The sequence below is a fragment of the Mesorhizobium sp. C399B genome (assembly GCF_030323185.1).
Taxonomy (GTDB): Bacteria; Pseudomonadota; Alphaproteobacteria; order Rhizobiales; family Rhizobiaceae; genus Mesorhizobium.
The window spans coordinates 3828181-3852622 of record NZ_CP100472.1 but is presented as its reverse complement, the minus strand read 5'-3'; the positions used below and the strand labels follow the sequence as shown (position 1 = coordinate 3852622).

Genomic DNA, 24442 nt, shown 5'->3' with positions numbered 1-24442 from the left:
GGGATGAGCGGCGTCGCCGGAATTCTGCTGAGGCAGGAAGGCAGGCAGGCCGCCGCGGCCGACATCCAGCGCATGCTTGCCCGCATGCAGCATCGCGCGCCTGACGGCAGTTCGTGGTGGATCGACGAGGGCGTCGTTCTTGGCCACGCCTGGCTCAACACCACCGATGAAGCCGGCCCCGGCCCGCTGACCATGGCCGGCGGCAAGCTCGCAATCACCGCGGACTGCCGGCTGGACAATCGCGACGAATTGCTGGCCAGGCTCGGCATCCGGGACAATTCGGTTGCCGACGCCGTGCTTGTGATGCGCGCCTATCTGCGCTGGGGCGAAGCCTGTCCCGAATATCTCCAGGGCGACTTCGCCTTTGCCATCTGGGACGCCGAGCGCCAGAAGCTGTTTTGCGTGCGCGACCATTTCGGCGTCAAACCGTTCTACTATCATTCGAGCGACCGGCGCTTCGTCTTTGCCTCGGAGATCGGGCCGATCCTCGATGCCGGCGGCGTCGACATGCGCATCAGCGAACACCAGATTTCGGGATTCCTGGCCGGGCTGCCCGATAATCCGCAGTCGACAGCCTATGCCGATATCTTCCGCCTGCCGGCGCGCCACAGTCTGACCGTGACCGGCAAACAGGTGGTGCTGCGTCGCTACTGGCAGATCGAACCCTCGCCAAGGCAGATGCGATCGGATACGGTCGAGGAATTTCGGCATTTGTTTTCGCAATCGGTCCGCAACCGTATGCGCGGCACGCCTGCGGTCGGCGCAATGCTGAGCGGAGGCCTCGATTCCTCCTCGATCGCCTGCGTGGCGGGCCTTCAGAATGCCGCGCAGAGAAAGCCGAGGCTGCCGACCTTCTCGCTGGTGTTCGAAAAGGGTTCGCCGATGGACGAGCGGCCTTTCATCGAGGCAGTGCTTGGACAGGAGAAGGTCGACGGCACTTTGATTTCCGTCGGCAACTACGCGCCCTTCGCCGAGTTCGAACGCATTCTGGAAGAGCAGGAGGAAACGTTCCTGGCGCCCGGCCTGTCGTTGACCCGCGACATCTACAGGACCGCCGGCGCCAAGGGCATGAAGGTGCTGCTGGACGGCCATGGCGGCGACGAGGTGGTTTCGCAGGGCCACGGCCATCTGCACGAACTCGCCTATGCCGGCAAATGGATGGAGCTGTGGCGCGAGCTGCGCAGCGCCTCCAACACCTATGGCGACGGCATGCTCGGCCTCTACTACCAGTTCCTTACCCTTTACGGACCGGCCTGGCGCATCGCGAGAATCAAGCGGTTCGCGAACCGCGTGCTTGGCAAATTGCGGCGCCATCCAACTGGGCGGCCGGCGACGAGCTGGCGCGGCCTGATCAATCCGGACCTGGCGATGCGCACCGACCTCGTCGAGCGGTTCCGCAGGGCCGGCTACATGCCGCCCGCGGTCAGCGCCAGCGAGACCTTGACCCATCGCTGGCTGCTGTCGAACGGCATGGTGCCGCACGCCTTCGAGGTTCTCGACAAGGCCGCCGCCAATTTCGGCGTCGAGCCGCGCTACCCCTTCTGGGACAAGCCGCTGGTCGAGTTCTGCCTGGCGCTGCCCGGCGCGGAAAAGCTGAACCAGGGCTTTGGCCGCTCGGTGCTGCGCCGCGCCATGGAAGGTATCCTGCCGCCGGCGGTGCAGTGGCGGCGCGACAAGATCGATTTCACCTCGAACCTGGTGAAAGGCATGCTCGGCAATCACCGTGATCTCCTCGACAAGGTGCTGGTAGCGGATGCGGCGCTGATCGCGCCCTATGTCAATTTGCTCGAAGTGACAGCCGCCTATGGCCGCATCGCGCGGCAACCGGACGAAGCCACCCTGCCCGATGTCCAGTATGTCTGGCGTTCGATCGCGTTGTCGCTGTGGCTAAGGCAGGTGCAACAGCGCGGGAGCCAAGCATGACACTGGCCAACATGCCACTCACCGCCGATGCGATCCGCGATGCCGGCCATCCCAAGGCTCGCGCGCAACGCTTCTACAGGGCTTATGGCCTGACGATCGGTTCGCAGATCGAATTGCCCGAGCTGGAGCCGAGCGCGCCGGCGGCGGTCGATGTGGTGATTACAGTCGGCCCGATCGACTTGCCAAAACCCTCGCCCGAGACCGGAACTGCTTTCCGCTTCGAGGCGCGGCAGCAATATCTGGCATGGCAGACGGTCGGCGCGTTCCTGATTACCGATGCCTGCCGCATCGAGGTGGAGCCGGCGCCTGATGTCGACGACGCGCTGCTGGCGTTTCCGCTGCTCGGTCCGGTCATGGCACTGCTCCTGCACCAGCGCGGCCTGCTCATCCTGCACGCCAGCGCCATTGCCGTCGGCGTCAAAAGCGCTGTTTTCATGGGCGACAAGGGCGCCGGGAAATCGACGACGGCGAGCGCGATGATCCGCGCCGGCCATCGCTTGCTGACCGACGATGTCGTGGCGCTCGATCTCACGGACCGGCCGATGATCGTTCCGGGTTTTCCGCAGCTGAAACTCGCCGCCGATGCGGCCGCCGCGTTTCCCATCCGCCAAGCAGAAATACGCCCGCAGGTGCATGCGGCGATCGACAAGATGCAGCATCGCCTGCACGCCGGATTTGCGGCAGACGCGGTGCCGGCGACCCGGATCTATATCCTCGAGCGCAGCGACAAAGCAGCGATCACGGCGCTGCCAGGCATCGGCGCCCTGCCGGCAATCATCAAATTTTCCTATGTGACGCGTTTCGGCCGTCCAGCCCTGGTCGGCGATTTTGCCACGACACATCTTCGCCAATGCGCCGCCCTGGCCAGCCAGATCGGCGTCTGTCGCCTCGAAGTGCCCACCGGGCTCGACCGTATCGGCGAAGCTGTCGCCCTGATCGAAAACGATCTGGCGGCCGACAAAGGGCCGCGGTGACTGACATGTCCGCATCGCAGATCCTGCGCTTTTCGTTTTACCGCGATGTCGCCGGCTTCGGCGCCGCCATGGCCCGGATCGGCGGGCGCAGGACCTTCACGGCATTGCTGTTCCTGATCCTGGGAAGCCTGACCGAAGGCATCTCGATCCTGCTTCTGGTGCCGCTGCTGCATCTGGTCGGGCGACCCGAGCAGAATTTCGCGGTCAGGTTGCCTGACCGCGACTGGGTGCGCTGGCTGGCTCCGGACGGAACGCTGCAATTGACCACGGTGCTTTGCCTGCTGGTCGGGCTTGTCGCACTGCAGGCAGCGTTCAACCGCTATAAATCCGTCTACATGGCGCGGCTGCTGCTCGACTTCATCAATCGCCTGCGCATGAACCTGTTCGAGAGCATCGGCAAGGCGCGGTGGGGGATATTCGCGCGCATGCGAAGCTCGGATCTCGACCATGCGCTGACCGGCGATATCGACCGCGTGCAGTCGGCGGCGTTCTCGCTGCTGATGCTGGTGCAGATCGCCGTGCTTCTGGCGGGTTATCTCGTTGTCTCGCTGTTCATTTCGCCAGTGATGACGGCGTTTGCCATTGTCGTCGGCATCGTCACCTTCCTGGCGCTGCAGCCGTTTCGGGCACGAGCCAGCGCCTTCGGCCGGGTCTTGACCAGCAATCGCCAGGAGCAGTACCGAACGGTCTCGGAGTTCCTCGGCGGCATCAAGGTGGCCAAGAGTCTGAATGTCGAGGCGACCTATTACGCGCAGCTTCGCGCGACGCTGGAGAAGATGAAGGCCGACAACATCAACTATGTGCGCAACAGCACCATCGGCACCGCTCTGTTCCAGGTCGCCAGCGTCATTGGTCTGAGCCTGTTCATCTATGTCGCTTTGGTCCGCTTCAACCTCTCGCTGGCCGAGATCGTTGTCCTGCTTCTGGTGTTCATGCGCATCGCGCCGCGTTTCATGGACATGCAGATGCAGGCGCAGCAGGTACTGATCAACCTGCCGGCCTATGCCTCGATGCGCGACATGCAGGCGCGTTTCGATGCCGAAAGCGAGCCGGCAAACCGCGAATCGGATGCCAAGCTGTCGCTCGATGTCGGGCTCAACATCCGCAACGTCTCCTTTGCCTATGAGGCCGGCGGCAAGCCGGTGGTGAGCGATGTCACCTTTGGCCTTCCCGCCGGCAAGGTAACGGCGCTGATCGGTCCGTCAGGATCGGGCAAGAGCACGCTTGCCGACATGCTGCTTGGCCTGCTCGAACCGAGCGAGGGCAAGATCCTGGCCGATGGCGTCGAGATCGGCGCCGCCAACCGCCGGCGCTGGCGCGACCAGGTGGCGTATGTGCCGCAAGACGTGTTCCTGCTGCACGATACGATCGCCGCCAATCTGCGCCTTGCCGCGCCGCAAGCCAGTGACGCGGAGCTGTGGACTGCACTGCGCGCCGCGCATGGCGCCGACTTCGTCGAGCGGCTGGAGTTGCGGCTCGACACGGTGGTCGGCGACCGCGGCGTCCGGCTCTCGGGCGGCGAACGCCAGCGCATCGCGCTGGCGCGCGCGCTGCTGCGCAAACCTTCGCTGCTCATTCTCGACGAGGCGACCAGCGCGCTCGACTGGCAGAATCAGTCCCTGATCGCCAAATCGATCGACGGCTTGCGCGGATCGATGACGATCCTGACCATTGCGCACAGGCCATCGATGATCGCCTTCGCCGACTGGGTGGTTGCAGTCGAAAACGGACGAATCGTCGAAGTCGGGCAATATCAGAGGTTGAAAGCGAAGGCCGGCAGCCGCCTGTCGAAAATGCTTTCAGGCGAGCAATCGGAACCCGAGCCGGCCGAAGCAGGCTGAGTCCGGCTGCAAGATGATCCGAGGCCGACCTTGCGGCTTCAGACTGCTCAATGCACGCTGCGCCTCGCCGAGAGCTTCTCGCCTTCAACCGCCTTGTCGGCGCCGAGGCTTCTTTCGGCGTCGCGAGCCCTGTCGGCCGATGTCGGCGCGCTCCTGGCGATCATCACATACACCAACAGGAAATAACCGATTTGGATGAGGACAGCGCAGCCGATGACGCGAAGCACCGTTGTGGTGACCGTCGCGCCGTCGACATAGGACCACGCGACCACGATCGCGAGGGCGAAAACCATTCCAATGACGAATTTTGGTAATGACATGTTCGGCGGCCCGTCAACCGGCCCGAGCATGCAAAAGCGATGACTTACCCACCCGAGTATCTCCCCATTCGCCATGCGAGCTTATTTAGCTGCTCTTTTTCGGCCGGTTGCTTCCGGCCTTCCCAACCCATCCAGACTCTATCAGGAATAATTTGCGACTCTATTAAGGCGCGAAACTGACGGCAAGGGCAACCTGCAATAATTTTCGGCTTGGCGGCGGCTTGGACTCCGCCATGCTGCGATGCACACGCAGGGGTGGTGACCTAACTCGTCATGCGCTTTATACTACAGTAGAATCTACAATGTTGATTAGTATTTTACTTGATTAATTTAGCGAAGCCAGTGATTCGAAAATCAGTTAGAGCCGTTCCCTCTGCGGCAAAGGACGATTTGCCCAAAACCCGCCGAAAAAAGGCATTACATTTCCTACGGTTGCTAATTATTCGTCACAAACCCGCCATAAAGGGCAAAATTTGGGCAAGGAGCGTTTATTATTTAGTCAATTCCTGACGTGACTATTTCAGCCATATGGGAAATTGTGTGTTGCGCTGCAGCATTTTTTTGGTATCGTGGCATAAACCATCCGTTCAACGTATGGAGCTTTTGCATGAGGGACGTTGCCAAGTCGGCCAATGCGGCATTTTCGCATGTCGGCGTAGATTTTCCGCCACCCATCGGCGGGCTGCTGAAGCGCAGTTTCGATATTTTCGGTTCACTTGTCGGCCTGGTGGCGCTTAGCCCGCTGTTCCTGATGGTGGCCCTTCTGGTCAAGCTTTCCGACGGCGGCTCGATCTTCTACGGCCACAAGCGCATCGGACGCGGTGGGCGGATTTTCCCCTGCCTCAAGTTCCGCACCATGGTCGAAGACGGCGAACGTGTGCTGGCCGCCTATCTCGCGGCCAATCCGGAAGCCAACGCCGAATGGATCGCGACCCGCAAGCTGAAGAACGATCCGCGCGTCACCCGCGTCGGCGCCGTTCTGCGCAAGCTCAGCCTCGACGAGCTGCCGCAGATCATCAACATCCTGCAGGGCGACATGAGCCTTGTCGGGCCTCGCCCGGTGGTGCGCGACGAGCTTGAGATCTACGGCAGCGCCGCGGTCTATTATTTGAAGTCGCGGCCGGGCCTGACCGGGCTCTGGCAGGTCAGCGGACGCAACGATGTCTCCTATGACAGTCGCGTCGCGTTCGACCGTCACTATGTCGAGAACTGGTCGCTGTTCGAAGACGTTCGCATCATCCTCAAGACCGTGCCTGCGGTGTGGATGTCGCGCGGTTCCTACTGACCGACCGCAACTGGTCAGCAATCGGGCCGGTACGGCCCGAAGCCAATCCGGTCCAAAGCTATTCGGCGATGGGCCGGTCTCGCATTGCAGCCATAGTATTCTGCCAGGTTCCGAAGGAGGCACTCGGCAGCAGGCCTATCGGGCGGATGGGGCCAAAACGGATCGGAAACGTTCAGTTGAAAACAGACATATCAGCGTATTTTCGCCTTGCCGGCCCGATGCGGCCGGCACGGCTCGTCGCCACGTGCCTCGCTCTGTCGCTCGCGGTTCCAGCCATGGCCGACGAGTACCGGCTCGGCTCGCAGGACAAGCTCAACATCCGCGTCGCCGAGTGGCAGACGGTGGAAGGCACGTTCCGTGACTGGTCGGCGGTAAACGGCGAATATTCGGTCGGTCCCGCCGGCAATTTGTCGGTGCCGTTCGTCGGCGAACTGCCGGCCGCCGGCAAGACCACGTCGGAGGTTGCGGCCGCGATCAGCGTCGCCCTGCAGCGCAAGCTTGCCTTGTCGGACAAGCCGGAAGCCTCGGTGGAAATGGTGCAGTTCCGGCCGTTCTACATCTCGGGCGAGATCCAGACGCCTGGCCAGTTTCCCTATGTGCCGGAGCTGACCGTGCTCAAGGCGATCAGCATCGCCGGCGGCATCCGGCGCAACGCCGATTTCGGCACCCAGCTCGGCAAGGACCTGATCACCGCCAAGGGCAATTTCGACATTTATGACGACCAGCGCGTGCGGTTGATCGTCAAGCGTGCCCGCATCGATGCCGATCTCGCCGGCAAGGAGAGTTTCGAGGCGCCCAAGGAAGTCGAGGGCGACCCGCGCCTGGCGACAATCGTCTCCGACGAAATGCAGATCCTGATCTCCGACCAGAAAGCGTTGAAGCTGAAGCTGCAGGCGCTTGACGATCTGAAAGGGGTCCTGCAGTCCGAAATCGAGGCGCTGCAGAAAAAGATCGTCAACCAGCAAAAGCAGGTCGACCTGGCGCAGCAGCAGGCGGACAGTATCGGTCCGCTGGCGCAAAAGGGACTGGTCGCCAACGCACGCCTGCTTTCCTCGCAACAGTCGGTCACCGATCTGCAGGGCAAGATACTGGACTATGAGACGGCGATCCTCACCGCCAAGCAGTCGGTCAGCAAGGCGACGCAGGATGCCATCGATGCCCAGAACACGTTGAAGTCGAGACTTGCCGCCGACCGGCAGCAGGTCGAAGCAGACCTCAACGAAGCCGCACTCAGGGTCAACATGCAACAGGGCCTGATGGCCCAGGCATCGGACCCGGCCACGACCGCCGCCATCACAAACAACAATGAAGAGCCGGCGCTCATCTATTCGCTGGTGCGCGTGACGGACGGCAAGACCAGCGAGATCGACGCCAAGGAAGATACGCCGGTGCTGCCGGGCGACGTCATCAAGGTGAAGCTGGCGCCGACGGCCAGCCAGTAACCTGTTTGTTTGGAGCAATTCCGGACGGAAAACCGTTTCCCACTTTTCCCGGAATTGCTCTAGCGCTCGGGCTCGCTCGGCGAGGCCCGCGCGATGGAGGCGGGAGGAACCAGTTCGGCTCGTTCGCGCCAGGGTGCGGGCGGGAACTTCCGTTTTTCGACCGCTTGAAGGCATTCCATGCAGCCCGCCGCACCGCGCCACGTCTACCTCAATCTCGATGCCATCCGCGGCGTCGCGGCGATCAGCGTCATGCTCTACCACTTCTCGCCGTTCCTGGCCGCCGGCAAGGTGCTGCCGTCGAGCTATTTGGCCGTCGACCTGTTCTTCCTGCTCAGCGGCTTCGTCATCGCGCATGCCTATGACCGCAAGATCGAAAACGGCATGGGCGTCGGCACCTTCGTGGCGATCCGCCTGATACGCCTCTACCCGCTCTACCTCGCCGGCACGCTGCTCGGTTTCTTCTATCTCGTCGTCAAGAACCGGCTGATTCCGGCGGAATACATGCCGATCTCCGAGATCGGCACCATGCTGACGACCGGCATGTTCTTCATCCCGCTGGTCAGCGATGCCTATCACACGATCTTTCCGCTCAACCCCGCGTCGTGGTCGCTGTTCTTCGAGCTGATCGTCAACATAGCCTATGTCGCCGTCTTCTTCCTGCTGACGAAACGCGTGCTGAGCACGCTCATTGCCGTCAGTCTGGTGTTGCTGGTGGTCGTCTCTATCATTGCCGGCACCCTCGACTTCGGCATGACCGGATCGACCATCATCAGCGGCCTGCCGCGCGTCTGTTTCTCGTTCTTCCTGGGCGTGCTGCTTTGCCGGTCCATGACACGCTATCAAAGCGGGCTCGGCTTTCTGCGGCGCGGCTGGTGGATAGAGGCCGCGATCGCACTGACGCTCGTCGTCTTTGCCATCGCGCCGGCCGGCGGCGCGCGCGTCGCCTACGATCTCGCCTGCGTCGTCTTTGTTTTCCCGGCGCTGGTGGTGGTCGGCACTATTGCGCCGACGGCGCCGCGCCTGTCAGGCCTCTATGGCTGGCTGGGGCGGATTTCCTACCCAATCTACATCATCCACACGCCGCTGCTGATGATCATCGCCGGGGCGGGCAAGGCCGCAGCGATCGACCCGTTCGCGCATCATCCCTGGTTCGGCATCGTCATGGCGGTTTCCGTCATCGTCATCGCCGACATCGCCACGCGCCTCTATGACGAGCCGTTGCGCCGCTTCCTGCAGCGGCTGATGCTGCGCAAGCGCGCCGTCGCCTGAGATAAGCAAGTCAGACGCGCGCCGGCATGCGGCCGTTGGCGGTGTTCTCGTCCGGCACCGGAACATAGGCCCGCCTTGCCCTGGCGAGCGGCACCGGGCGCAGCTTGAACAGGCCGTAATAGACGATGAACGAGGCCATAAAATAGGGGCCGAGGATCTCGACCTCGAAGAAGGAGCGGATCAGCATCATGCCGACCGCGCCGGCGAGCACCACCGAATCGGCGCTCCAGTCACCGAACACCACCTTCGAAACATGGCCCCAGAAGGAGCGCAGGATGATCAGCGCCAGCATCGTCACGCCGATGAAGCCGAGCTCGACCAGCGTCTCGATATAGGTGTTGTGGAAATGGAAGCCGGTGCGGGTGGAGATGTAGAACTCGGCCCAGAGCCGTTCCGGATCGGCAAAACCCTGGATCCAGTAGGCGGCATAGCCATAACCGAGCACCGGACGCTGCTGCGCGGCGGCCCAGCCCTGTTCCCAGAGATAGGTGCGGCCGGTCAGCGTCGAATCCTTGCCGAAGATGCCGAGCACGACATCGAGCAGGCCAAGGTTCAGCGCAGCCATCACACCGCCGACCAGCGCCGTAGCGCCGACGACGAACAGCACGCGGCGGTAGCGGCGTGACAGAACCTTGCTCATGGCAAGCAAGGCAACGACACCGATCACCGCCGGAAGCGAAGCGACTGACGTCGCCGAGTGGGCGATCGCCAGCATATAGACGGACAGCAGGATGATCGGCGCGGTCCAGACGAAGCTCATCCAGTTGCGCCGGTAGAAGGCCAGAAAAGCGAAGCAGAAGAAGATGCCGAGCGAGGCGAAGAAGCCGATCTGGTTCTTGGAGCCGAAGGCGCCGACGAAATTGGTGGTGCCGTCGATAGTGTCGAGCGCATAGGCGCCAACCTTCAGCGAATACAGCAGCACGATGAAGATGCCGATCAGCGAGCCCAGCACCAGCGTGCGCGTGCTGATGGTGCGCGCCGCGATGTAGGCGCACAGCATGTGGGAGAAATATTGCAGCCCCGCCCGCGCGCTGATGCCGGCCGCTTGCGACCAGAACAGCGACAGGCAGACATAGGCCGCAAACAGCAGCGGCAGCCAGGCGCTGGAGAGATCGCGGGCGAAACGCCGGTAATCGACGAACAGCAGCGGCAGCCATACCAGATAGTAGGCGAGGATCAGGATCTGGCCGAAATTGGTGGAGTAGGCGAAGGCAAAGACCGACACCGCAACGGCGAAGGCGGCATAGGCCTTGTTGTTGTCCGGATCGATCAGAATGGATTTCGGGATCTTCATATCCGTACCGGATTTCTCATGCTGCCGCCTTTCGGCTGGGCTGAAGCGCCCATGGTCGGCTTTTCTGCGTCATGCGCGATCGCCGGAACCTGCCCTTGCCGGACCCCGATCAGCGGGCATCCATTGTGCAGTGCACAATATAACCTTTATCGCCTGTCACTCAATGGTAAATTTGCCGCGAGGGGTAAAGTTGCTGCAGGCAGGGCCAAAACGACCATGCAACCGACAAATGGCGTTAATGCGGCTCGCTTGTTCGAAAATTCAAACTGTGGCCGCTACCACAGCGCTCCGCCGGTGACCTGGATGTTTTCCATGGTGATGCCCTTGGCCAGATCCGAGCACAGGAACACGGCTAGAGCCGCGATTTCCTGCGGCTGCAGCATGCGCTGCTGGGGATTGCCCTTGGCGATCTCGGCCATCGCTTCCTCGGCGGTTCTGCCCTTGCCCTCACGCTCGACGATCTGCGCCACGTTGCGGCGCATCAGTTCGGTCTCGACCCAGGTCGGGCTGATCATGACGCAAGTGACACCGTGCGCGGCGCCTTCCAGCGCTACACAGCGGGTAAGGCCGAGCAGCCCGGCCTTCGAGGCGCAGTAGGCCGGGTTGTCCTTCCAGCCGACGGAAGCCGCCGTCGAGCCGATGTTGACGATACGGCCCCAGCCGCGCTCGATCATGCCGGGCAGCACAGCTCGGGTGACGCGGAACGCTCCGCTGAGATTGGTGTCGACGATCTTGTCCCACAGCGCGTCGGAATGGCCGCAGACCGGCTGTTCGGCGGTGGTGCCCGCGGCATTGACCAGTATGTCGGCCGGGCCGATGGCGGCCTGCACGTCGGCTGCAAACCGGTTGGTCACCTCGCTGTCGCGGACATCGAGATGGGCGGCACAAACCTTGGTGCCGTGTGCCGACAGGGCCAACCGCACGCCCTCGAGTTCATCGGCGCCGGGATAGTAGGCGGCGTCGGATCTGTCGGCGCTGGCGGGCGCGATGTAGGAGCCGACGGCGACATTGGCGCCGGCTTGCGCCAGGGCCGTAGCAATGGCGAAACCCATGCCGGAAAACCCGCCGGTGACGATGGCGCTGCGGCCGGAAAGGTCTGTCATGGTGGGCAGTCTCCGATGCGACGTACGATGCGTTTATTCAAAGTCCGTCGCCGGCTAGGAGCGCTACCTTGCCGGCAACGCGGCCGTAACATCGAGTTTCGCTAAAGCGGTTTGCCCAGCCACTCGCGGTAGAAGCCTTCGAGATCTGGCTCGAAATCATGGACGATCGGGTAGCCCGGCGCCGCCGCTTCCACTTCGTGCATGGTGCCGCATTGTGGACAGATGAATTCGCGAATTTCCATCCATTGCGGATCGGGGATATCGCTGTTGGGATAGATCTCGCGCAGCGCTTCCTCGGTGTTTCGCACGTTGATCGCAGCCTTGAGCTTCCAGTTCTTGCGGTAGTCGCCGAAGGAGTGGCCGCATTCGCAGCGGGTGATCCGTTCATCGCCGCTTTGGCAGATGAAGAGGTGATCCGAGACCGGCAGCAGGATCGGGTCCTTCCATGCGACACGGTCCTGATAGACGGCGAGCATCTTGAAGAAGCGGTCGTCGTCCTTGTAGGCGCTCATGATGCGCTTTGTCTGCGGCCAGGGCAGCTTGCCGGCTGAGAGATCGCCGAGGACTTCCTTGCTGTATGAGGTCATGGCTTTGCTCCCGGCATGAAGATCGATCTGGCGTCGACAGTCCAGAAATCACTGAAATCCCTGGTGAAGCGCGACGATAGCTTGATCGCGCTGGCATACATTTTCTTCACCTCGGGCGCGAAGTCGGCCTTCTCGACACGGCCGCGTTCGGCAGCGATCCAGTCCGAAACCGGGATCGCCTTGGCCAGACGCTCTCTGCGCATGGCGGCACGACGTTCGACGGTGGCGTCGATATCGGCAACCGGATAACCCTCGGCGTCGTCCTTCAGCACGATGCCGAAAATCTGGATCGCCGCCTGGCGGGTGAGAAAACCGTTCTCGACATCCCAGGCGGTCTTGACCGGATCGCGCTCCAGCACGTCGCCGTAGCCGCCGCCACCATTGTAGGAATGGCTGAAGATGTCCCCCGACTTGTGCGGCGAGGTGATGTAGGGGCCTTCGACCACGGCATGGTCGCCGCCGATGTTCTTCTCGTAGTCGGAGACATGCGGATCGATACCTGGGGCATGCGAGAGCGGTTCGCCTTTTGCCGCCAGTTCGTGGATGTTGGAGTTGCGCACCGCGCGATGCTTCTGGCAGGTCGGCGCGGGATAACCGCCGCACATGCCGCCATTGTCGAATACCCGCGAGGAGTGTTCCGAGGTGTGCAGTCGCAGGTGCGAGGTCTTGTTGATCAGCCAGGTCGAGACGAAGGAACAGCCGCCGCGATATTTGCCGGCCCCGCCCGAATTGGGCATGATCGAGCGGCCGATATAGACCATCGGCATCGACTGTTCCCAGACCTCAATGTTGCCCATGTCGGATTCCGGATTCCAGCCGACATAGGCGGTGTCGAGGCCATCGGCGATGGCGAGCGCGCCGGAGCCGGCGGCGGCGCATTCGAAATGCGCCATGCCGAACGGCGTGCCGTACTGGCTTTCGCCGCCCATCTCGATCATCGGGCTGTTGACCTGGCCGACGAAGGCTTCCTCGACGAAGCCGCGCGCGACGAAGCCGCGCGACAAAAGGCGCTGGAACACGCCATAGGCCGGCAGCAGCAGCGCCCAGGATGTGGCGGTCGCCACCATCTCATTGTCGGGATTGGTCCAGGTGCCGTGCGGCAGCTTCAGCTCGGTCGCCATCCAGGCGCCGTCATTGACCAGGCCCTCGAAATTCATGTGCTGGGTCAAGGTGACGAACATGCCGCCATCCATGCCGGCCGGCGTGCAGTTCATCGAATGGTAGCCCCAGGGCTGCGTGCCCTCGAAGTCCATGGTGATCTTGCCGTCGGTGGTGATCTCCATCTCGATCGGGATGTTGTAGAGCCAGTCGGGATCGCCAAGCAGCTGGAAGCCGGGCTTGCCCGTCGTGACATGGCCATAGAAGGTGTGGCCGCGATAGATGCCGGGCACGGTGAGCTGGCGGGTGCGGGCGAGCTGGGCACGACGACCCTCCTCAATGAACTCCTTCGATACCTTCATCCAGTAGTCGAGGCCGATCTCCGAGATCAGCTGCTTGACGCTTTCGCGCATGTCGATGCAGGAGGCGACCTTGGCCTTCTCGTCGAGCACCCAGTAGATCGGCATGCGTAGATTGCGCTCGCAGCGGATGACGTAGTCGCGGCGGATCTCGTCATTCTCGCCGATCTTCTCGGCGCAGACGAACAGGCCTTCGGTGAAGCGCTCCTGCGCCAGGCAGACGTCGCCGCCGGGCGTGATGCCGCCGGCTTCGAGCTCGTGGCAGACCGCACCGGCCCAGCCGACCAGCGTGCCTTCATGGAAGATCGGCACCACGTCCATGACGTCGGGCACCTGCACTGTGCCGATGAAGGCATCGTTGTTGGCAAAGATGTCGCCTTCGCGGATCTTCGGGTTTTCCTCGTAATTGTTCTCGATCATCCATTTGATGAAGCGGCTCATCGTGTGGACGTGGACCATGATGCCGTTGGACAGCGCGATCGCATCGCCCTCGGGCGTATAGATCGCCACCACCATTTCGCCGACTTCGCGCACGCCGGGCGAGGCCGAGATGCGGCGGGCCATTTCGCGGGCCGAGACGCAATAGGCACGCAGCTTGGTGTGCAGCGTCTCGAATTTCAGCGGGTCCTGGTTGCGTAGCGTGAGCTCGGTGATGCCGTCATAGCAGCCGGTCTCTTCCATCAGCCGTTCTGAATCGAGCAGCCGTTCGCGAAGGCGCAGGGCCGAGGCAGGTCTGTCCAACATGGCGGTGCTCTTTCAAGAATGGGTGTAATGCAGCAGCGTCCACTCATCGACGTGGACACGGTCCTGCGGATGAACAACGAGCGTGGTGGCGGGATGTTCGATGATGGCCGGACCGATCACCTCATGACCGGGCTGCAGTAGGTCCATCTCGTAGAGATTGGCCTTGTGCCAGCGTCCCCCGATATAGGCCTCGCGCACGCCCTTGTGCGCTGCTGCCGGGGCCGACTTGCCGAGCGGGCGCTTCAAGAGCACCGGCTTGACCTTGTCGGCGGTGGCGATCAATCCGAGCTCGGTGATGGTGAAGCCGGCTTCGCCATAGCGCGAAACGCGATGGTTGACCTTGGCGTAGACCGCCTCGAACTCGTCGATGACCCTACGCATGTCGTCAGCCGAATTGACCTCGGCAAGCGGTGCCATGACCTCGACATCCTCGAGCTGGCCGGTGTAGCGCATCATCAGGAACGGCACGGTCTTGATCTTGTCTCTGATATGGCCGTCGCTGATCATCTCGTTGACCGCCGCCTTGGTGAGATCATTCCAGACGTCGGTGACCTTCTTGCCGAAAGCGAGCAGCTCGTTATCGCTTGCGCGGGCGCCGATGTCGTGCTGCGTCGACACCGAATGCCGACGCATGAAATCGGCGGTGGTGCAGCCGAAGGCCGAGAAGGCGGCGGCAAACTGGAAGGTGATGATGTCCTTGAAGCCGATGCCCCTGGAGCAGCCGGCCAGATGCAGCGGACCCGAGCCGCCATAGGACAGCAGCGTGAATTCCGAGGGATGGATGCCCTGGCCGGAGATGACCCGGCGCAGCGCGTTGTTGGCATCGGCTTCCAGCATGTCGATCATGCCTTCGGCAGCCTCCTCGACCCCGACGCCAAGGATGCTGGAGCATTTTTCCTCAAACGCTTTGCGCGCCTTCTCGACCTGCAAGACGACCTTGCCGCCGAGGAAATAATACGGGTTGAGGCGGCCTAGTATGGCGTCGCAATCGGCGATGGTGGGTTCAGTGCCGCCCTTGGCGAAGCAGATGGGGCCGGGGTCGGAACCGGCGCTTTCCGGCCCGAGCGAGACTTTCTTGGTCAGCGGGTCGACCTTGAGGATCATGCCGGCGCCGGCGCCGATCGTGTCGAGATGCAACGTCGGCACGTTGAGCTTGAAACGGTCCATCAGCGGCTCGTTCTCGATCCGCGTCTGGCCGCGCGAAATGACGCCCATGTCGAAGGAGGTGCCGCCCATGTCCGAGCAGATCAGGGAGTCGTTGCCGATGAGCTTGCCGACATAGGCCGCGCCGAGAATACCGCCGATCGGGCCCGAAATCATGGTTTCGTGCAGGCGCGGATGATTGATCGAGGTCAGGCCGCCAAAGGAGAGCAAAGTCTGCACGCCGTATTTGAAGCCGTATTTCTTCGAGACGTCCTCGATACCCCTAAGCTGCTTGCGGCCGCGCGACGTCGCGTAGGCCTCGATCAGCACCGAGTTCAGCCGCGACTGTTCGCGAATGACCGGGCGGACTTCGTGGCTGGTGTAGACGAGAATGTCGGCGCCGGCCTTCTGCACTTCCTCGCGGCAGATCTCGGCGATGCGCTTCTCGTGCACCGGATTGACGTGCGAGAAGATGGTCATGATGCAGATCGCCTCGACCTTGTCGGCGATCAGCTTCCTGGCTGCAGTCGCGACCTCATGCTCGTAGAGCGGCAGCACGATGTCGCCGAACTGGTCGATGCGCTCGGTGACGCCATGGGTGCGACGGCGCGGCACCAGCGGATCGGGATGATGGTGGGTCACCGCATGCAGCCGGTCGGCATAGGAATAGTCGGCCCAGGCCTGCAGGCCGCGACCCATCAGGATCATGTCTTCCAGACCCTTGGTGGTGATCAGGCCAAGCCGGCGCCCGGTGCGCGACAACAGTGTGTTGAGCATGCCGGTGCCGGAATAGAGCACGACGTTGACGCCGGAGAACAGCTGCTCCAGCGAGATACCCCAGGCGTCGGCCGCGTCTTCGGCCGATGCAAGGAAGCCTTCGGCTTCGTTCTTGGGCGTGGTTGCCGACTTGCCGATCTTGAAGTGGCCGTCCTGGTCGACAAGGATCGTGTCGGTCATGGTGCCGCCGGCGTCGATGCCGATGACGATTGGATTGCCGACAATGGGACTGGTGGGGTTGGGTTGTGTCACGGTCGCCTCAGGCTTGCTCTAGGATGGCTCAAGCTAGATTCCTTGGGCGGCCTGGCGCCATATGCCAAAAGACACAATGACCGCCGCGTCGGGATTGCCGAGAAAAGGGCATGCGCATGGGCAATATCTGGGGGCCGCTCGCCAGGGCGATTGCCGCCAACGGTACGGACAGGCATGTCGACTGCCTGATTGACCTGATCGGCGCCGATATCGAGCACGATCTCGTCACCGTGACCCGATATTCGGCGACGCAGACGCCGGAATTCATCAAGCACCGGCGCTTCTCCGACGAGATGGTCCGGCGCTATCTCGACAATTACTATGTCTTCGACCCGTTTTATGCCTCGTGGCGGCGTGAGCAGAGGCTGGGCATCACGTCGCTGAAGCGGCTTGCCGACGACGAAGCCAAACGCGGCCAGTACATAGCGGGCTTCCTGGCGCAGTCGGAAATCTGCGACGAGGTCGGTATCATGCTGGCCGATGGCGGCGACTGGTGCCTCGGCATCTTCCTCGACCGCTCGACCTCCACCTTCAAGGACAGCGAGATCGCCCTGCTGGACGAGCGGCTGCCGGTGTTCGAGGCGCTGCATGCACTCGACATCAAGGCGCGGGGGACGGAATTCTCCCGCACATCGGCGCCGACCGGCCCCGGCGCCTCGCCCCGGCAGGAGCCGACCATTCCTGCGAGCCTGTGGCCGGAGCTGTCGCTGCGCGAGCGGGAATTGGTGCAGTTGATCCTGGCGGGACATCCGACCGCCAACATCGCGGAACGGCTCGGCATCGCCGTCGGCACGGTGAAGAACCACCGCCGCCGCATCTACGAGAAGCTCGACATCACCACCGAACGGGAGCTGTTTTTGCAGTTCTTCCAGCATCGGGCAGACGGTTAGTCCGCCATCGATATCGTCGTCAGTCGTGCAATTGCCTGGAAATCGGCGGGCCGACAGTAAAGCCGGAGAATGTTACCTCAAACCCTTCGCGCTGTGGCGAGCAGCACATCATTCCGACATCGACGGATTTCGAGATCGGGAAATAGGCCAGCCGCACCGGCTTCCAATGGCTATCCGTGGAGTCCAGATACTGGATGCGGATCGCCTCCGCGTGGCGAGTCAGGCGGATGCGGACGCCGTCGGGGCCGTTGGGGATGCTAAGCAGCGACCAGTCCGAGGTGTCGTTGGTGACGACGACGGAAAAGTGCGCCAGCCCGTCGGTGTATTCGATGCCTGCCTTGATCCAGTGCGTTTCGCTCAGCCGCAGCATCAGCCCGGCCTGGTCGTAGAGCACCTTGTAGTCGCCCTTGACGGTGACCTCGGCGCTGAAATCACCCTCAACCGGGCGATAGAGGAAATGGCCATTGTCACGCCAGAAGCCGTAAAAGGTTTCGCGCCAGAAGTCGGTTTCCCCGCCGGTGCGCACATGCACGATGCCATTACCGAAAGCATGGTGCGGCGGCGGGTTGAGCCAGGTCAGTTCCTCTTTCGCCGCTGTCATCGGTTCCCCCGCGATCAGCCGGCAAATGTATAGGCTGTCTTTACCGTGGTGTAGAACTCCGCGGCATAGCGGCCCTGCTCGCGCGGGCCGTAGCTCGATCCCTTGCGACCACCGAACGGGACGTGGAAATCGACGCCCGCCGTCGGCAGATTGACCATCACCATGCCGGCTTCGGAGTTGCGCCGGAAATGCGTGGCATGCTTGAGGCTCGAGGTGCAGATGCCGGACGTCAGGCCGAAGGGCGTGTCGTTGGCAACCGCCAGCGCCTCGTCATAATCCTTGACACTGATGACATTGGCGACCGGCCCGAAGATTTCTTCGCGCGAAATGCGCATGGCGTTGGTGCTCTCGGTGAACAGTGCCGGCCTGAGGTAGAAGCCGGGCGTTTCGCGATCGAGCCGCTCGCCGCCGAAAGCGAGGTTGGCGCCTTCCTTGCTGCCGATGGCGATGTAGTCCTCGTCCTGCTTGAGCTGGCTCGCATCGACGACCGGTCCTATCTGGGTCTTGGTGTCGAGCGCATCGCCGATGACGAGCTTTTCCAGGCGCTCCTTGAGCGCGGCGACGAAGCGGTCGTGAATGCCCTCGGTCACCACCAGGCGAGAAGAGGCCGTGCAACGCTGGCCGGTCGAGAAATAGGCGCCGTTGATGGCGCATTCGACCGCCGTGGCGAGGTCGGCGTCATCAAGCACGACCATCGGGTTCTTGCCGCCCATTTCGAGCTGGAACTTGCGCATATGCTCGACGCTTGCGGCGGCGACGCGTTTGCCGGTGCCGACCGAGCCGGTGAAGGTGATGGCGTTGAGGTCGGGGCTGTCAAGCATGGCCTGGCCGACCACCGAGCCCTTGCCCATGACCAAATTGAGCACGCCTTTCGGCAGGCCGGCGCGGTGCAGGATGTCGACAATGGTCCAGGCGCTCTCCGGCACCAATTCGGCCGGCTTGAAGACGATGGTGTTGCCGTGGGCCAACGCCGGCGCGATCTTCCAGGTGGGAATGGCGATCGGGAAATTCCACGGCGTAATGATGCCGACGACGCCAACGGCCTCGCGGGTGATCTCGACGCCGACGCCCGGGCGCACGCTGGGCACCAATTCACCCGACAGGCGCAGCGTCTCGCCGGCGAAGAAGTCGAAGATCTGGGCGGCGCGGATGGTCTCGCCAATGCCCTCGGCCAGCGTCTTGCCCTCTTCGCGCGACAGCGCGCGGCCGATCTCGTCCTTGCGCGCCATGATCTCGTCCGACGCCTTTTTCAACACGGCGTGGCGCACCAGCGGCGCCGAACGCGACCAGGCCGGGAAGGCGGCTTTGGCCGCCGCTATGGCCTGCTTTGCCTGTTCGGCGCCGGCCGAGGCATATTCGCCAACGACATCCCCCGTGTTCGAGGGATTGATGTTGCGCGAGCCGGCCTCGCCCACCCACTCGCCATCGATCAGATTTTTACGAAACAGGCTCATGTCGCGGTTTCCTTGTATTGGTTCGCTGGGGGTGCCGTATGCCTGAATTATTTATCAGACAAATGACGACACTGTGAGGGCTGAAATCTGGCTGCGGACTGGATAGCCGATGGCGCGCGGCTATGAAAGCCGCGACCTCAAGATGGACAATATGAAGCGGCCCTGTCAGGTCGGAAAAGTCCAGAACAGGCAAGCCAGCGTCGCCGCGGCGAAGATGACGAAAAACAGGCTCCTGAGCAGGATGTTGCGGCGCAGCTCGTTCATGGTGAAATGGCTGCCAACGATGGCCGCGGCAAACAGGAAACGCCAGTTCAGCAGTGCCCACAGCACGCTGCTCTGTCCGAAGGCCCAGCGGGCGGCGAGACAGCCGACAATGGTCGCGAACAAGGCGATCACCGCCCAGAACAGCGCATCCGCAGCATGGGTCAAGACGATGCCGGCGGCGCGGATCGGCAGGATCATCATCAGCATGGCGCCGAAGAAATAGACGGCGGCGAGCGGCAGGAACGAGCCGGCATCGGCAATGCCGTCCAGCCGCCTCACGCCGATCGCGCCATAGGGATAACCGTGCCTAGCCACCGCCAGGCTGAGCGCCATGAGCAATGCGGTGAGCACCGCGACCAATGCGAATGTAATGAGGGCCTTGCTCATGCCGTTCCTTGCTTTGAGGCCCTGTCAGAGCCGAATCACGAGGAACGATTTTAGCGCACGGTCCGCGATTGCGCGTCAGCTTTGCTGAGCGTTGCGCTCTTCACCGATCGCTGTTTTCGAAGGCGCCCATGCCTTGCGCGATCAGATTGGTTGCCATGACAAGCGAAACGATGGCCGCCGAGTTGAAGATCACCACCCACCATTTGCCGCCGGTCAGGAAGCCGTAGCCGTCGGCGACCTCCAGTCCCCAATCGGCTGAGGGAGGCTGGATGCCGAGGCCGAGGAAGCTCAGCGTGGCGATCGAAAAGAAGGCGTAGCCAAGCCTTGTGACCAGCTCGATGAGGATGGTTTCCCTGACATTGGGCAGGATCTCGAGGAACATGATGGCAAGAGCGCTCTCGCCGCCGAGACGGGCGGCGCTGACATAGTCGCGGTCGCGCTGTTCGCGCACGGCGGCGCGCACCGTTCGCGCCACCAGCGGCGCATAGGCGATGCCGATCACCAGGATGACGGTGAGGTTGGACGGCCCGAGCGCGACCAGCGTCATGGTGACGAGCACGATGAAGGGAAAAGCCATCAGCGTGTCGAGCAGCCTGGCGCCGATGGCGTCGATCAGCCCGTCGAAATAGCCGAGCACGAGGCCAAGCACACTGCCGGCGGCTACGCCGAGCAGGGTTGCTGCCGGCGCGACCAGCAGGATGTCACGCGAGCCGACGACGATGCGCGACAGCACGTCACGACCGAGCTGGTCGGTGCCGAACCAGTGCGCCGCGTCGGGCGGCGCCAGCATGACGAGGAAATCCTCGGCATAGGGATCGTAGGGCACAAACAGGCTGCCGAACACGGCACAGCCGACCCAGAACAGCAGGATCAGCGAGCCGATGATGACCGAGGGCGGCAGCTGCGAAACAGTCTCGCGGATGCGACTTGCTGCCCGCCAGCGCAGCGTACGGCGCTCCGGCAATTCCATCAGTTCCATCATGGCGAGACACGGCGGCGCTGCCGCGGATCGAGCAAGGCATTCACGAGATCGCCTGCCGCGGCCGACAGCACGAAGATGGTCGCCATGACCAGCACGCCGGCTTCGAGCATCGGGAAATCGCGCGCCTTGGCGGCGTTGAGGACAAGGTTGCCGAGGCCCTGTATGCCGAACAGGGCTTCGATGACCACCAGACCACCCAGCATGTAACCGGTCTGGGTCGCGAGCACGGCGATGGTCGGCGTCAGCGCATTACGCAGCACGTGCCGGATGAGTATCTCGCGACGCTCGAGGCCCTTCAGGACGGCGGTGCGCGTATAGTCGGCGGCCAGCGCCTCGATCACGCCGGCCCGCGTCATGCGGGCGATGTAGCCGGCAAGGTTCAGCACCAGCGGCAGCGCCGGCAGGATCAGGTAATAGCCACTGACCCAGAGCCCGGCGCCATCGGGAGCAGCGCCCGTGATCGGGAACCAGTTCAGCCACAGGCCGAAGACGATGAGCAACAGCAGGCCGGAGACGAAGTCCGGGACAATGCCGAAGGACACGCCGGCGAGTACGATCAGGCGGTCGATAAAGCGGCCCTGGTTGAGACCGGCGACGATGCCGGCGCCGATGCCCAGCGGCAGCAGAAAGACGAGGATAATTCCGGCAAGGGCCGCCGAGCGCTTGAGGCTTTCCAGAACGAACGGCGCCACCGGCAGACGCAGCGACAGGGAGGTGCCGAAGTCGCCTGACAGCACGCTGCTGAACCAGTGCCAGTATTGCACGAGCACCGGCTGGTCGGCGCCCAGCTGCTTGTTCAGCGCAGCCACAGCCTCGGCATCGGCGAACGGCCCGAGCATGAGGCGGCCGACATCGCCGGGCAGAACCTGCCCGGCGAAGAACACCAGCATACTGACCAACCACAGCGTGAGCAGAAGCGAGGCTGCCCGCACCGACACAGTGCGGCCGGTCAGCATCGGATTGTGGTGCCCGGAGTGGCTGGACGTCTCACAATCATGCCTGGGCGAACGTCACGCGATCGAGCAGCAGATGCGAGATTGCCGTGAAGCGGACGCCCTCGACCTTGGACGAGACGATGCGGCTGTATTGCGAGAAGTAGCTGATGATCAGCGGCGTCTCGTCCAGCAGCAAGGTCTGGATCTTGCCCGCGGCAAGGCGTTGCGCCTGAAGGTCGCGGGCCTTGCCGTATTCGAGCAGCAACCCGTCATAGGCCGGGTTGTTGAAATGCGCCGCGTTCCAGGCGCCCGAACTCTTCAGCGTCGCGTTGAGGAAGATGTCGGGCGTGCCGCGATGGCCAAAATCGGTAATGCCGAGATTGGAATCGAGCCATGGCGACGAGCCGAACTTCGCCGAGCCATAATAGGCGTCCTGCGGCAGCACGTTGAGCTTGATGTCGATGCCGGCCTTCTTGGCAAAATTCTGGATCAGCACGGCATAATCGGGAATGTCATAGGCGCGCTCGGTGGTCAGCGTCACCGGGAAGCCGTTCGGCACGCCGGCTTCGCCAAGCAGGCGCTTGGCCTCGGCGATGTCCTGCTTGCGCTGCGGCACCGACGGATCGGCCGAGGGGAAGATCGGCGCGAACGGGGTGTCGTTACCGACGATGGCGCGGCCCTTGAGCAAGCCCTTGACCACCGCCTCGCGGTCAATGGTGAGCGCCAAGGCGCGGCGAATGCGCTTGTCGGTGAACGGCGCCTGGTCGGTCCGCAGATGCACCTCGTCATGCGAACTTGCCTGCACGCTGAGCAGCTTGAAGTTGGGATTGCCCTCGATCGCCAATTCCAGCCGGGTCGTGCTCGGGATGACGTCGAGCTGGCCGGCCTGCAGCGCCAGCACCTGCGCCTGCTCTTCGTCGAAGAACTTGATTTCGACGCGGTCGGGCAGCGCCTTGTCGCCCCAATAGTCAGGGTTGCGCACGAAGCTGGCGCCCTGCTTGGGGCGGAAGGATTCGAGCTTGAACGGGCCGGTGCCGTTGAAATTCTTCTCGAAATCGCCGGCATAGTCGGCCGGCAGTATTACGGCGTTGTAGACGTCGGAGGAGACATAGAAGGGGAAGTTGCTGTTGGGGCCGTCGAGATCGAAGGCGACTGTCTGGTCGTCGACGACCTTGGCGCCGCCCTTGGACAGGATGCCCTTATAGGCAGACAAAGCGGACGAACCGCTGGCCGGATCGACCAGCCGCTCGAAGCTCGCCACCACATCCTTGGCGGTGACGGTGCGGCCGTCGTGGAATTTCACGCCCGGCCGCAATTTGAAAGTCCAGCGGCTGGCGGTCTCGTCGGCCTCCCACGACAGAGCGAGCTTGGGCTGCAGACCGTCCTTGGGATCGTCGAGGATGAGATATTCGCCGACCTGGCTGATGACGCCGATGCTGGCCGGATCGGTGATGGAGACGGGATCGATCGCCTTGGTCGGCTGTCCGAGCCCAACGCGGACCGTGCCGCCGGCGCCGGCAGCGCGCGCCGTGCCGAAACCAGCAAGTCCCTGCGAGGCGGCAAAGCCTGTGAGGCCGATCAAGGCTGCGTATTTCAGGAGATCGCGGCGCTTGAGGAAGCCGGCCTGGTGTTCGTCGACGGCAACATTCCAGATATCGCCGGAAAGATTGCGAAGCGTATCGATATCGTTGCGGTTGGTCATTCTGAAACCCCTGTCTGAAATGACTGATGGATGTTAGGCGACGGGTTCGCCGTCGAGATGGATGCGGTCGACGGCTTGCGGGTAGAAGGCGATGAGGCACTTGATCTTGGGCATTTCGGCAATGGGATCGCGGTAGCTCCAGGCGATATCAGGGCTCACCGAGCCGTCGGCGCGCCGGCCCGACCAGTAGGAGGCGATGCCCTTGTAGGGACAGCGCGTCGTGCTGTCCGAGTCGACCAGCCGGTCGAGCCTGACATCGTCCGGATGCAAATAGAAACGCGTCGGCAGATGCGTTTCGAACAGCAGCACCGGGCGATGGCTGTCGGCGATCACTTCGCCGTCGAACCAGATCTGGACATGGCTTGAACTCTGCAGAGCGTCGATGCGGGCGTATGGGTCGCGGGCGTGGACGAAGACTTCTTCCTCCTCCTCGAACCATTGGTCGACCGCTTTCCAGGTGAAGGCGATGCGGCCGGCCAGTGGCGACAGGCTTTCATCCGGCGGCGCGACAAACGACCAGGCCGCATTGGAAGAAGCTTTCGATCCCGTCTCCAGGTCCCAATAGGTGGTTTCGCCGCCGACTGGATGCGGCTGGCGATGCTCGGACGGCTTCAAGAGCGAGCGGTCCACCGAGGAGGCCGGGAAGAAATAGATCGGCAGAAAATGGTTGGAGCGCAGCACCAGGACGTTGCGGCTGTCGGCGATGGTGCGGCCGGCGAATTTGACCCGAATGCGCTTGGGGCTGTGCAGAACATTGATGAGCTGCGGAGCCGTGGCTTCGCGGGGCTGAAGTTTTGGCGCTGCGGTCATATCAGT

Annotated in this window: 20 protein-coding genes; 7 read left to right on the top strand and 13 right to left on the bottom strand. The window is 62.8% G+C overall.

What is annotated here, in order from left to right; translation table 11 throughout:
- Positions 1-3: 3 nt before the first annotated feature.
- Genes NLY36_RS18515 through NLY36_RS18505 form a run of 3 tightly spaced genes read left to right on the top strand, consistent with a single transcriptional unit; the run spans position 4 to position 4738 of the window.
- On the top strand, positions 4-1923 hold the full coding sequence (locus NLY36_RS18515) for a lasso peptide isopeptide bond-forming cyclase (RefSeq protein ID WP_023736213.1): 1920 nt from the start codon (positions 4-6) through the stop codon (positions 1921-1923).
- 11 nt (positions 1924-1934) lie between these two features.
- On the top strand, positions 1935-2897 hold the full coding sequence (locus NLY36_RS18510) for a phosphoenolpyruvate carboxykinase (ATP) (RefSeq protein ID WP_502882038.1): 963 nt from the start codon (positions 1935-1937) through the stop codon (positions 2895-2897).
- Positions 2898-2902: 5 nt separating this feature from the next.
- Complete coding sequence (locus NLY36_RS18505; RefSeq protein ID WP_023736215.1) at positions 2903-4738, top strand: ABC transporter ATP-binding protein; 1836 nt, start codon at positions 2903-2905, stop codon at positions 4736-4738.
- A 47-nt stretch (positions 4739-4785) separates the two neighbouring features.
- On the opposite strand, the gene NLY36_RS18500 is transcribed toward NLY36_RS18505, so the two are convergent.
- Complete coding sequence (locus NLY36_RS18500; protein WP_023668815.1) at positions 4786-5058, bottom strand: exopolysaccharide production repressor protein; 273 nt, start codon at positions 5056-5058, stop codon at positions 4786-4788.
- Between the two features lie 607 nt (positions 5059-5665).
- Here NLY36_RS18500 and NLY36_RS18495 point away from each other — a divergent pair.
- From NLY36_RS18495 to NLY36_RS18485, 3 genes are all read left to right on the top strand, one after another.
- The gene (locus NLY36_RS18495; RefSeq protein ID WP_023668816.1) at positions 5666-6343 is read left to right on the top strand and encodes a sugar transferase; all 678 of its coding nucleotides are present in this window, start codon (positions 5666-5668) and stop codon (positions 6341-6343) included.
- Between the two features lie 218 nt (positions 6344-6561).
- Positions 6562-7785: a polysaccharide biosynthesis/export family protein gene (locus tag NLY36_RS18490; protein ID WP_032998072.1), complete on the top strand. Its 1224-nt coding sequence runs from the start codon at positions 6562-6564 to the stop codon at positions 7783-7785.
- 177 nt (positions 7786-7962) lie between these two features.
- Positions 7963-9054, top strand: a complete 1092-nt coding sequence (locus NLY36_RS18485) for an acyltransferase family protein (protein WP_023707795.1) — start codon at positions 7963-7965, stop codon at positions 9052-9054.
- 10 nt (positions 9055-9064) lie between these two features.
- On the opposite strand, the gene NLY36_RS18480 is transcribed toward NLY36_RS18485, so the two are convergent.
- The 5 genes from NLY36_RS18480 to NLY36_RS18460 all read right to left on the bottom strand — a co-directional run bounded on the left by NLY36_RS18480 (position 9065) and on the right by NLY36_RS18460 (position 16339).
- Positions 9065-10348, bottom strand: coding sequence for an O-antigen ligase family protein (locus tag NLY36_RS18480; RefSeq protein ID WP_023736217.1), 1284 nt, complete (start codon positions 10346-10348; stop codon positions 9065-9067).
- Positions 10349-10623: 275 nt separating this feature from the next.
- Complete coding sequence (locus NLY36_RS18475; RefSeq protein WP_023736218.1) at positions 10624-11451, bottom strand: SDR family NAD(P)-dependent oxidoreductase; 828 nt, start codon at positions 11449-11451, stop codon at positions 10624-10626.
- A gap of 101 nt (positions 11452-11552) precedes the next feature.
- A complete protein-coding gene (locus NLY36_RS18470; protein ID WP_023668821.1) occupies positions 11553-12038 on the bottom strand; it encodes an acetone carboxylase subunit gamma in 486 nt (161 codons plus the stop codon).
- The gene (locus tag NLY36_RS18465; RefSeq protein WP_023736219.1) at positions 12035-14239 is read right to left on the bottom strand and encodes a hydantoinase B/oxoprolinase family protein; all 2205 of its coding nucleotides are present in this window, start codon (positions 14237-14239) and stop codon (positions 12035-12037) included. Before NLY36_RS18465 ends, NLY36_RS18470 begins: the two co-directional genes overlap by 4 nt.
- A gap of 12 nt (positions 14240-14251) precedes the next feature.
- Complete coding sequence (locus NLY36_RS18460) at positions 14252-16339, bottom strand: hydantoinase/oxoprolinase family protein (protein ID WP_050485755.1); 2088 nt, start codon at positions 16337-16339, stop codon at positions 14252-14254.
- A 182-nt stretch (positions 16340-16521) separates the two neighbouring features.
- Here NLY36_RS18460 and NLY36_RS18455 point away from each other — a divergent pair, with 182 nt between their 5' ends.
- Complete coding sequence (locus NLY36_RS18455; RefSeq protein WP_023736221.1) at positions 16522-17301, top strand: helix-turn-helix transcriptional regulator; 780 nt, start codon at positions 16522-16524, stop codon at positions 17299-17301.
- Positions 17302-17320: 19 nt separating this feature from the next.
- Here NLY36_RS18455 and NLY36_RS18450 read toward each other — a convergent pair whose 3' ends face one another.
- The 7 genes from NLY36_RS18450 to NLY36_RS18420 all read right to left on the bottom strand — a co-directional run bounded on the left by NLY36_RS18450 (position 17321) and on the right by NLY36_RS18420 (position 24436).
- On the bottom strand, positions 17321-17902 hold the full coding sequence (locus NLY36_RS18450; RefSeq protein WP_023736222.1) for a DUF1349 domain-containing protein: 582 nt from the start codon (positions 17900-17902) through the stop codon (positions 17321-17323).
- Positions 17903-17916: 14 nt separating this feature from the next.
- On the bottom strand, positions 17917-19356 hold the full coding sequence (locus tag NLY36_RS18445) for an aldehyde dehydrogenase family protein (RefSeq protein WP_023736223.1): 1440 nt from the start codon (positions 19354-19356) through the stop codon (positions 17917-17919).
- Positions 19357-19521: 165 nt separating this feature from the next.
- Positions 19522-20007: a hypothetical protein gene (locus NLY36_RS18440; RefSeq protein ID WP_023732562.1), complete on the bottom strand. Its 486-nt coding sequence runs from the start codon at positions 20005-20007 to the stop codon at positions 19522-19524.
- A 100-nt stretch (positions 20008-20107) separates the two neighbouring features.
- On the bottom strand, positions 20108-20989 hold the full coding sequence (locus NLY36_RS18435) for an ABC transporter permease (protein ID WP_023736224.1): 882 nt from the start codon (positions 20987-20989) through the stop codon (positions 20108-20110).
- The gene (locus NLY36_RS18430) at positions 20986-21945 is read right to left on the bottom strand and encodes an ABC transporter permease (protein ID WP_031249230.1); all 960 of its coding nucleotides are present in this window, start codon (positions 21943-21945) and stop codon (positions 20986-20988) included. The genes NLY36_RS18435 and NLY36_RS18430 overlap by 4 nt, the downstream gene beginning before the upstream one ends.
- Positions 21946-21982: 37 nt before the next feature.
- Complete coding sequence (locus NLY36_RS18425) at positions 21983-23626, bottom strand: ABC transporter substrate-binding protein (RefSeq protein WP_023696946.1); 1644 nt, start codon at positions 23624-23626, stop codon at positions 21983-21985.
- Between the two features lie 33 nt (positions 23627-23659).
- Positions 23660-24436 (bottom strand): DUF427 domain-containing protein, encoded by a 777-nt coding sequence (locus NLY36_RS18420; protein ID WP_023696945.1) that lies wholly within the window; start codon positions 24434-24436, stop codon positions 23660-23662.
- Positions 24437-24442 lie beyond the last annotated feature (6 nt).

What these genes read in the sequence shown, in the direction of transcription:
- NLY36_RS18490 (WP_032998072.1), top strand. Translation starts at nt 6,562, where the DNA reads ATGCGGCCGGCACGGCTCGTCGCCACGTGCCTCGCTCTGTCGCTCGCG.
- NLY36_RS18425 (WP_023696946.1), bottom strand. Translation starts at nt 23,626, where the DNA reads ATGACCAACCGCAACGATATCGATACGCTTCGCAATCTTTCCGGCGAT.
- NLY36_RS18515 (WP_023736213.1), top strand. Translation starts at nt 4, where the DNA reads ATGAGCGGCGTCGCCGGAATTCTGCTGAGGCAGGAAGGCAGGCAGGCC.
- NLY36_RS18435 (WP_023736224.1), bottom strand. Translation starts at nt 20,989, where the DNA reads ATGATGGAACTGATGGAATTGCCGGAGCGCCGTACGCTGCGCTGGCGG.
- NLY36_RS18430 (WP_031249230.1), bottom strand. Translation starts at nt 21,945, where the DNA reads ATGCTGACCGGCCGCACTGTGTCGGTGCGGGCAGCCTCGCTTCTGCTC.
- NLY36_RS18470 (WP_023668821.1), bottom strand. Translation starts at nt 12,038, where the DNA reads ATGACCTCATACAGCAAGGAAGTCCTCGGCGATCTCTCAGCCGGCAAG.
- NLY36_RS18455 (WP_023736221.1), top strand. Translation starts at nt 16,522, where the DNA reads ATGCGCATGGGCAATATCTGGGGGCCGCTCGCCAGGGCGATTGCCGCC.
- NLY36_RS18495 (WP_023668816.1), top strand. Translation starts at nt 5,666, where the DNA reads ATGAGGGACGTTGCCAAGTCGGCCAATGCGGCATTTTCGCATGTCGGC.
- NLY36_RS18485 (WP_023707795.1), top strand. Translation starts at nt 7,963, where the DNA reads ATGCAGCCCGCCGCACCGCGCCACGTCTACCTCAATCTCGATGCCATC.
- NLY36_RS18475 (WP_023736218.1), bottom strand. Translation starts at nt 11,451, where the DNA reads ATGACAGACCTTTCCGGCCGCAGCGCCATCGTCACCGGCGGGTTTTCC.
- NLY36_RS18480 (WP_023736217.1), bottom strand. Translation starts at nt 10,348, where the DNA reads ATGAAGATCCCGAAATCCATTCTGATCGATCCGGACAACAACAAGGCC.
- NLY36_RS18420 (WP_023696945.1), bottom strand. Translation starts at nt 24,436, where the DNA reads ATGACCGCAGCGCCAAAACTTCAGCCCCGCGAAGCCACGGCTCCGCAG.
- NLY36_RS18500 (WP_023668815.1), bottom strand. Translation starts at nt 5,058, where the DNA reads ATGTCATTACCAAAATTCGTCATTGGAATGGTTTTCGCCCTCGCGATC.
- NLY36_RS18450 (WP_023736222.1), bottom strand. Translation starts at nt 17,902, where the DNA reads ATGACAGCGGCGAAAGAGGAACTGACCTGGCTCAACCCGCCGCCGCAC.
- NLY36_RS18440 (WP_023732562.1), bottom strand. Translation starts at nt 20,007, where the DNA reads ATGAGCAAGGCCCTCATTACATTCGCATTGGTCGCGGTGCTCACCGCA.
- NLY36_RS18505 (WP_023736215.1), top strand. Translation starts at nt 2,903, where the DNA reads ATGTCCGCATCGCAGATCCTGCGCTTTTCGTTTTACCGCGATGTCGCC.
- NLY36_RS18460 (WP_050485755.1), bottom strand. Translation starts at nt 16,339, where the DNA reads ATGACCGACACGATCCTTGTCGACCAGGACGGCCACTTCAAGATCGGC.
- NLY36_RS18445 (WP_023736223.1), bottom strand. Translation starts at nt 19,356, where the DNA reads ATGAGCCTGTTTCGTAAAAATCTGATCGATGGCGAGTGGGTGGGCGAG.
- NLY36_RS18465 (WP_023736219.1), bottom strand. Translation starts at nt 14,239, where the DNA reads ATGTTGGACAGACCTGCCTCGGCCCTGCGCCTTCGCGAACGGCTGCTC.
- NLY36_RS18510 (WP_502882038.1), top strand. Translation starts at nt 1,935, where the DNA reads ATGCCACTCACCGCCGATGCGATCCGCGATGCCGGCCATCCCAAGGCT.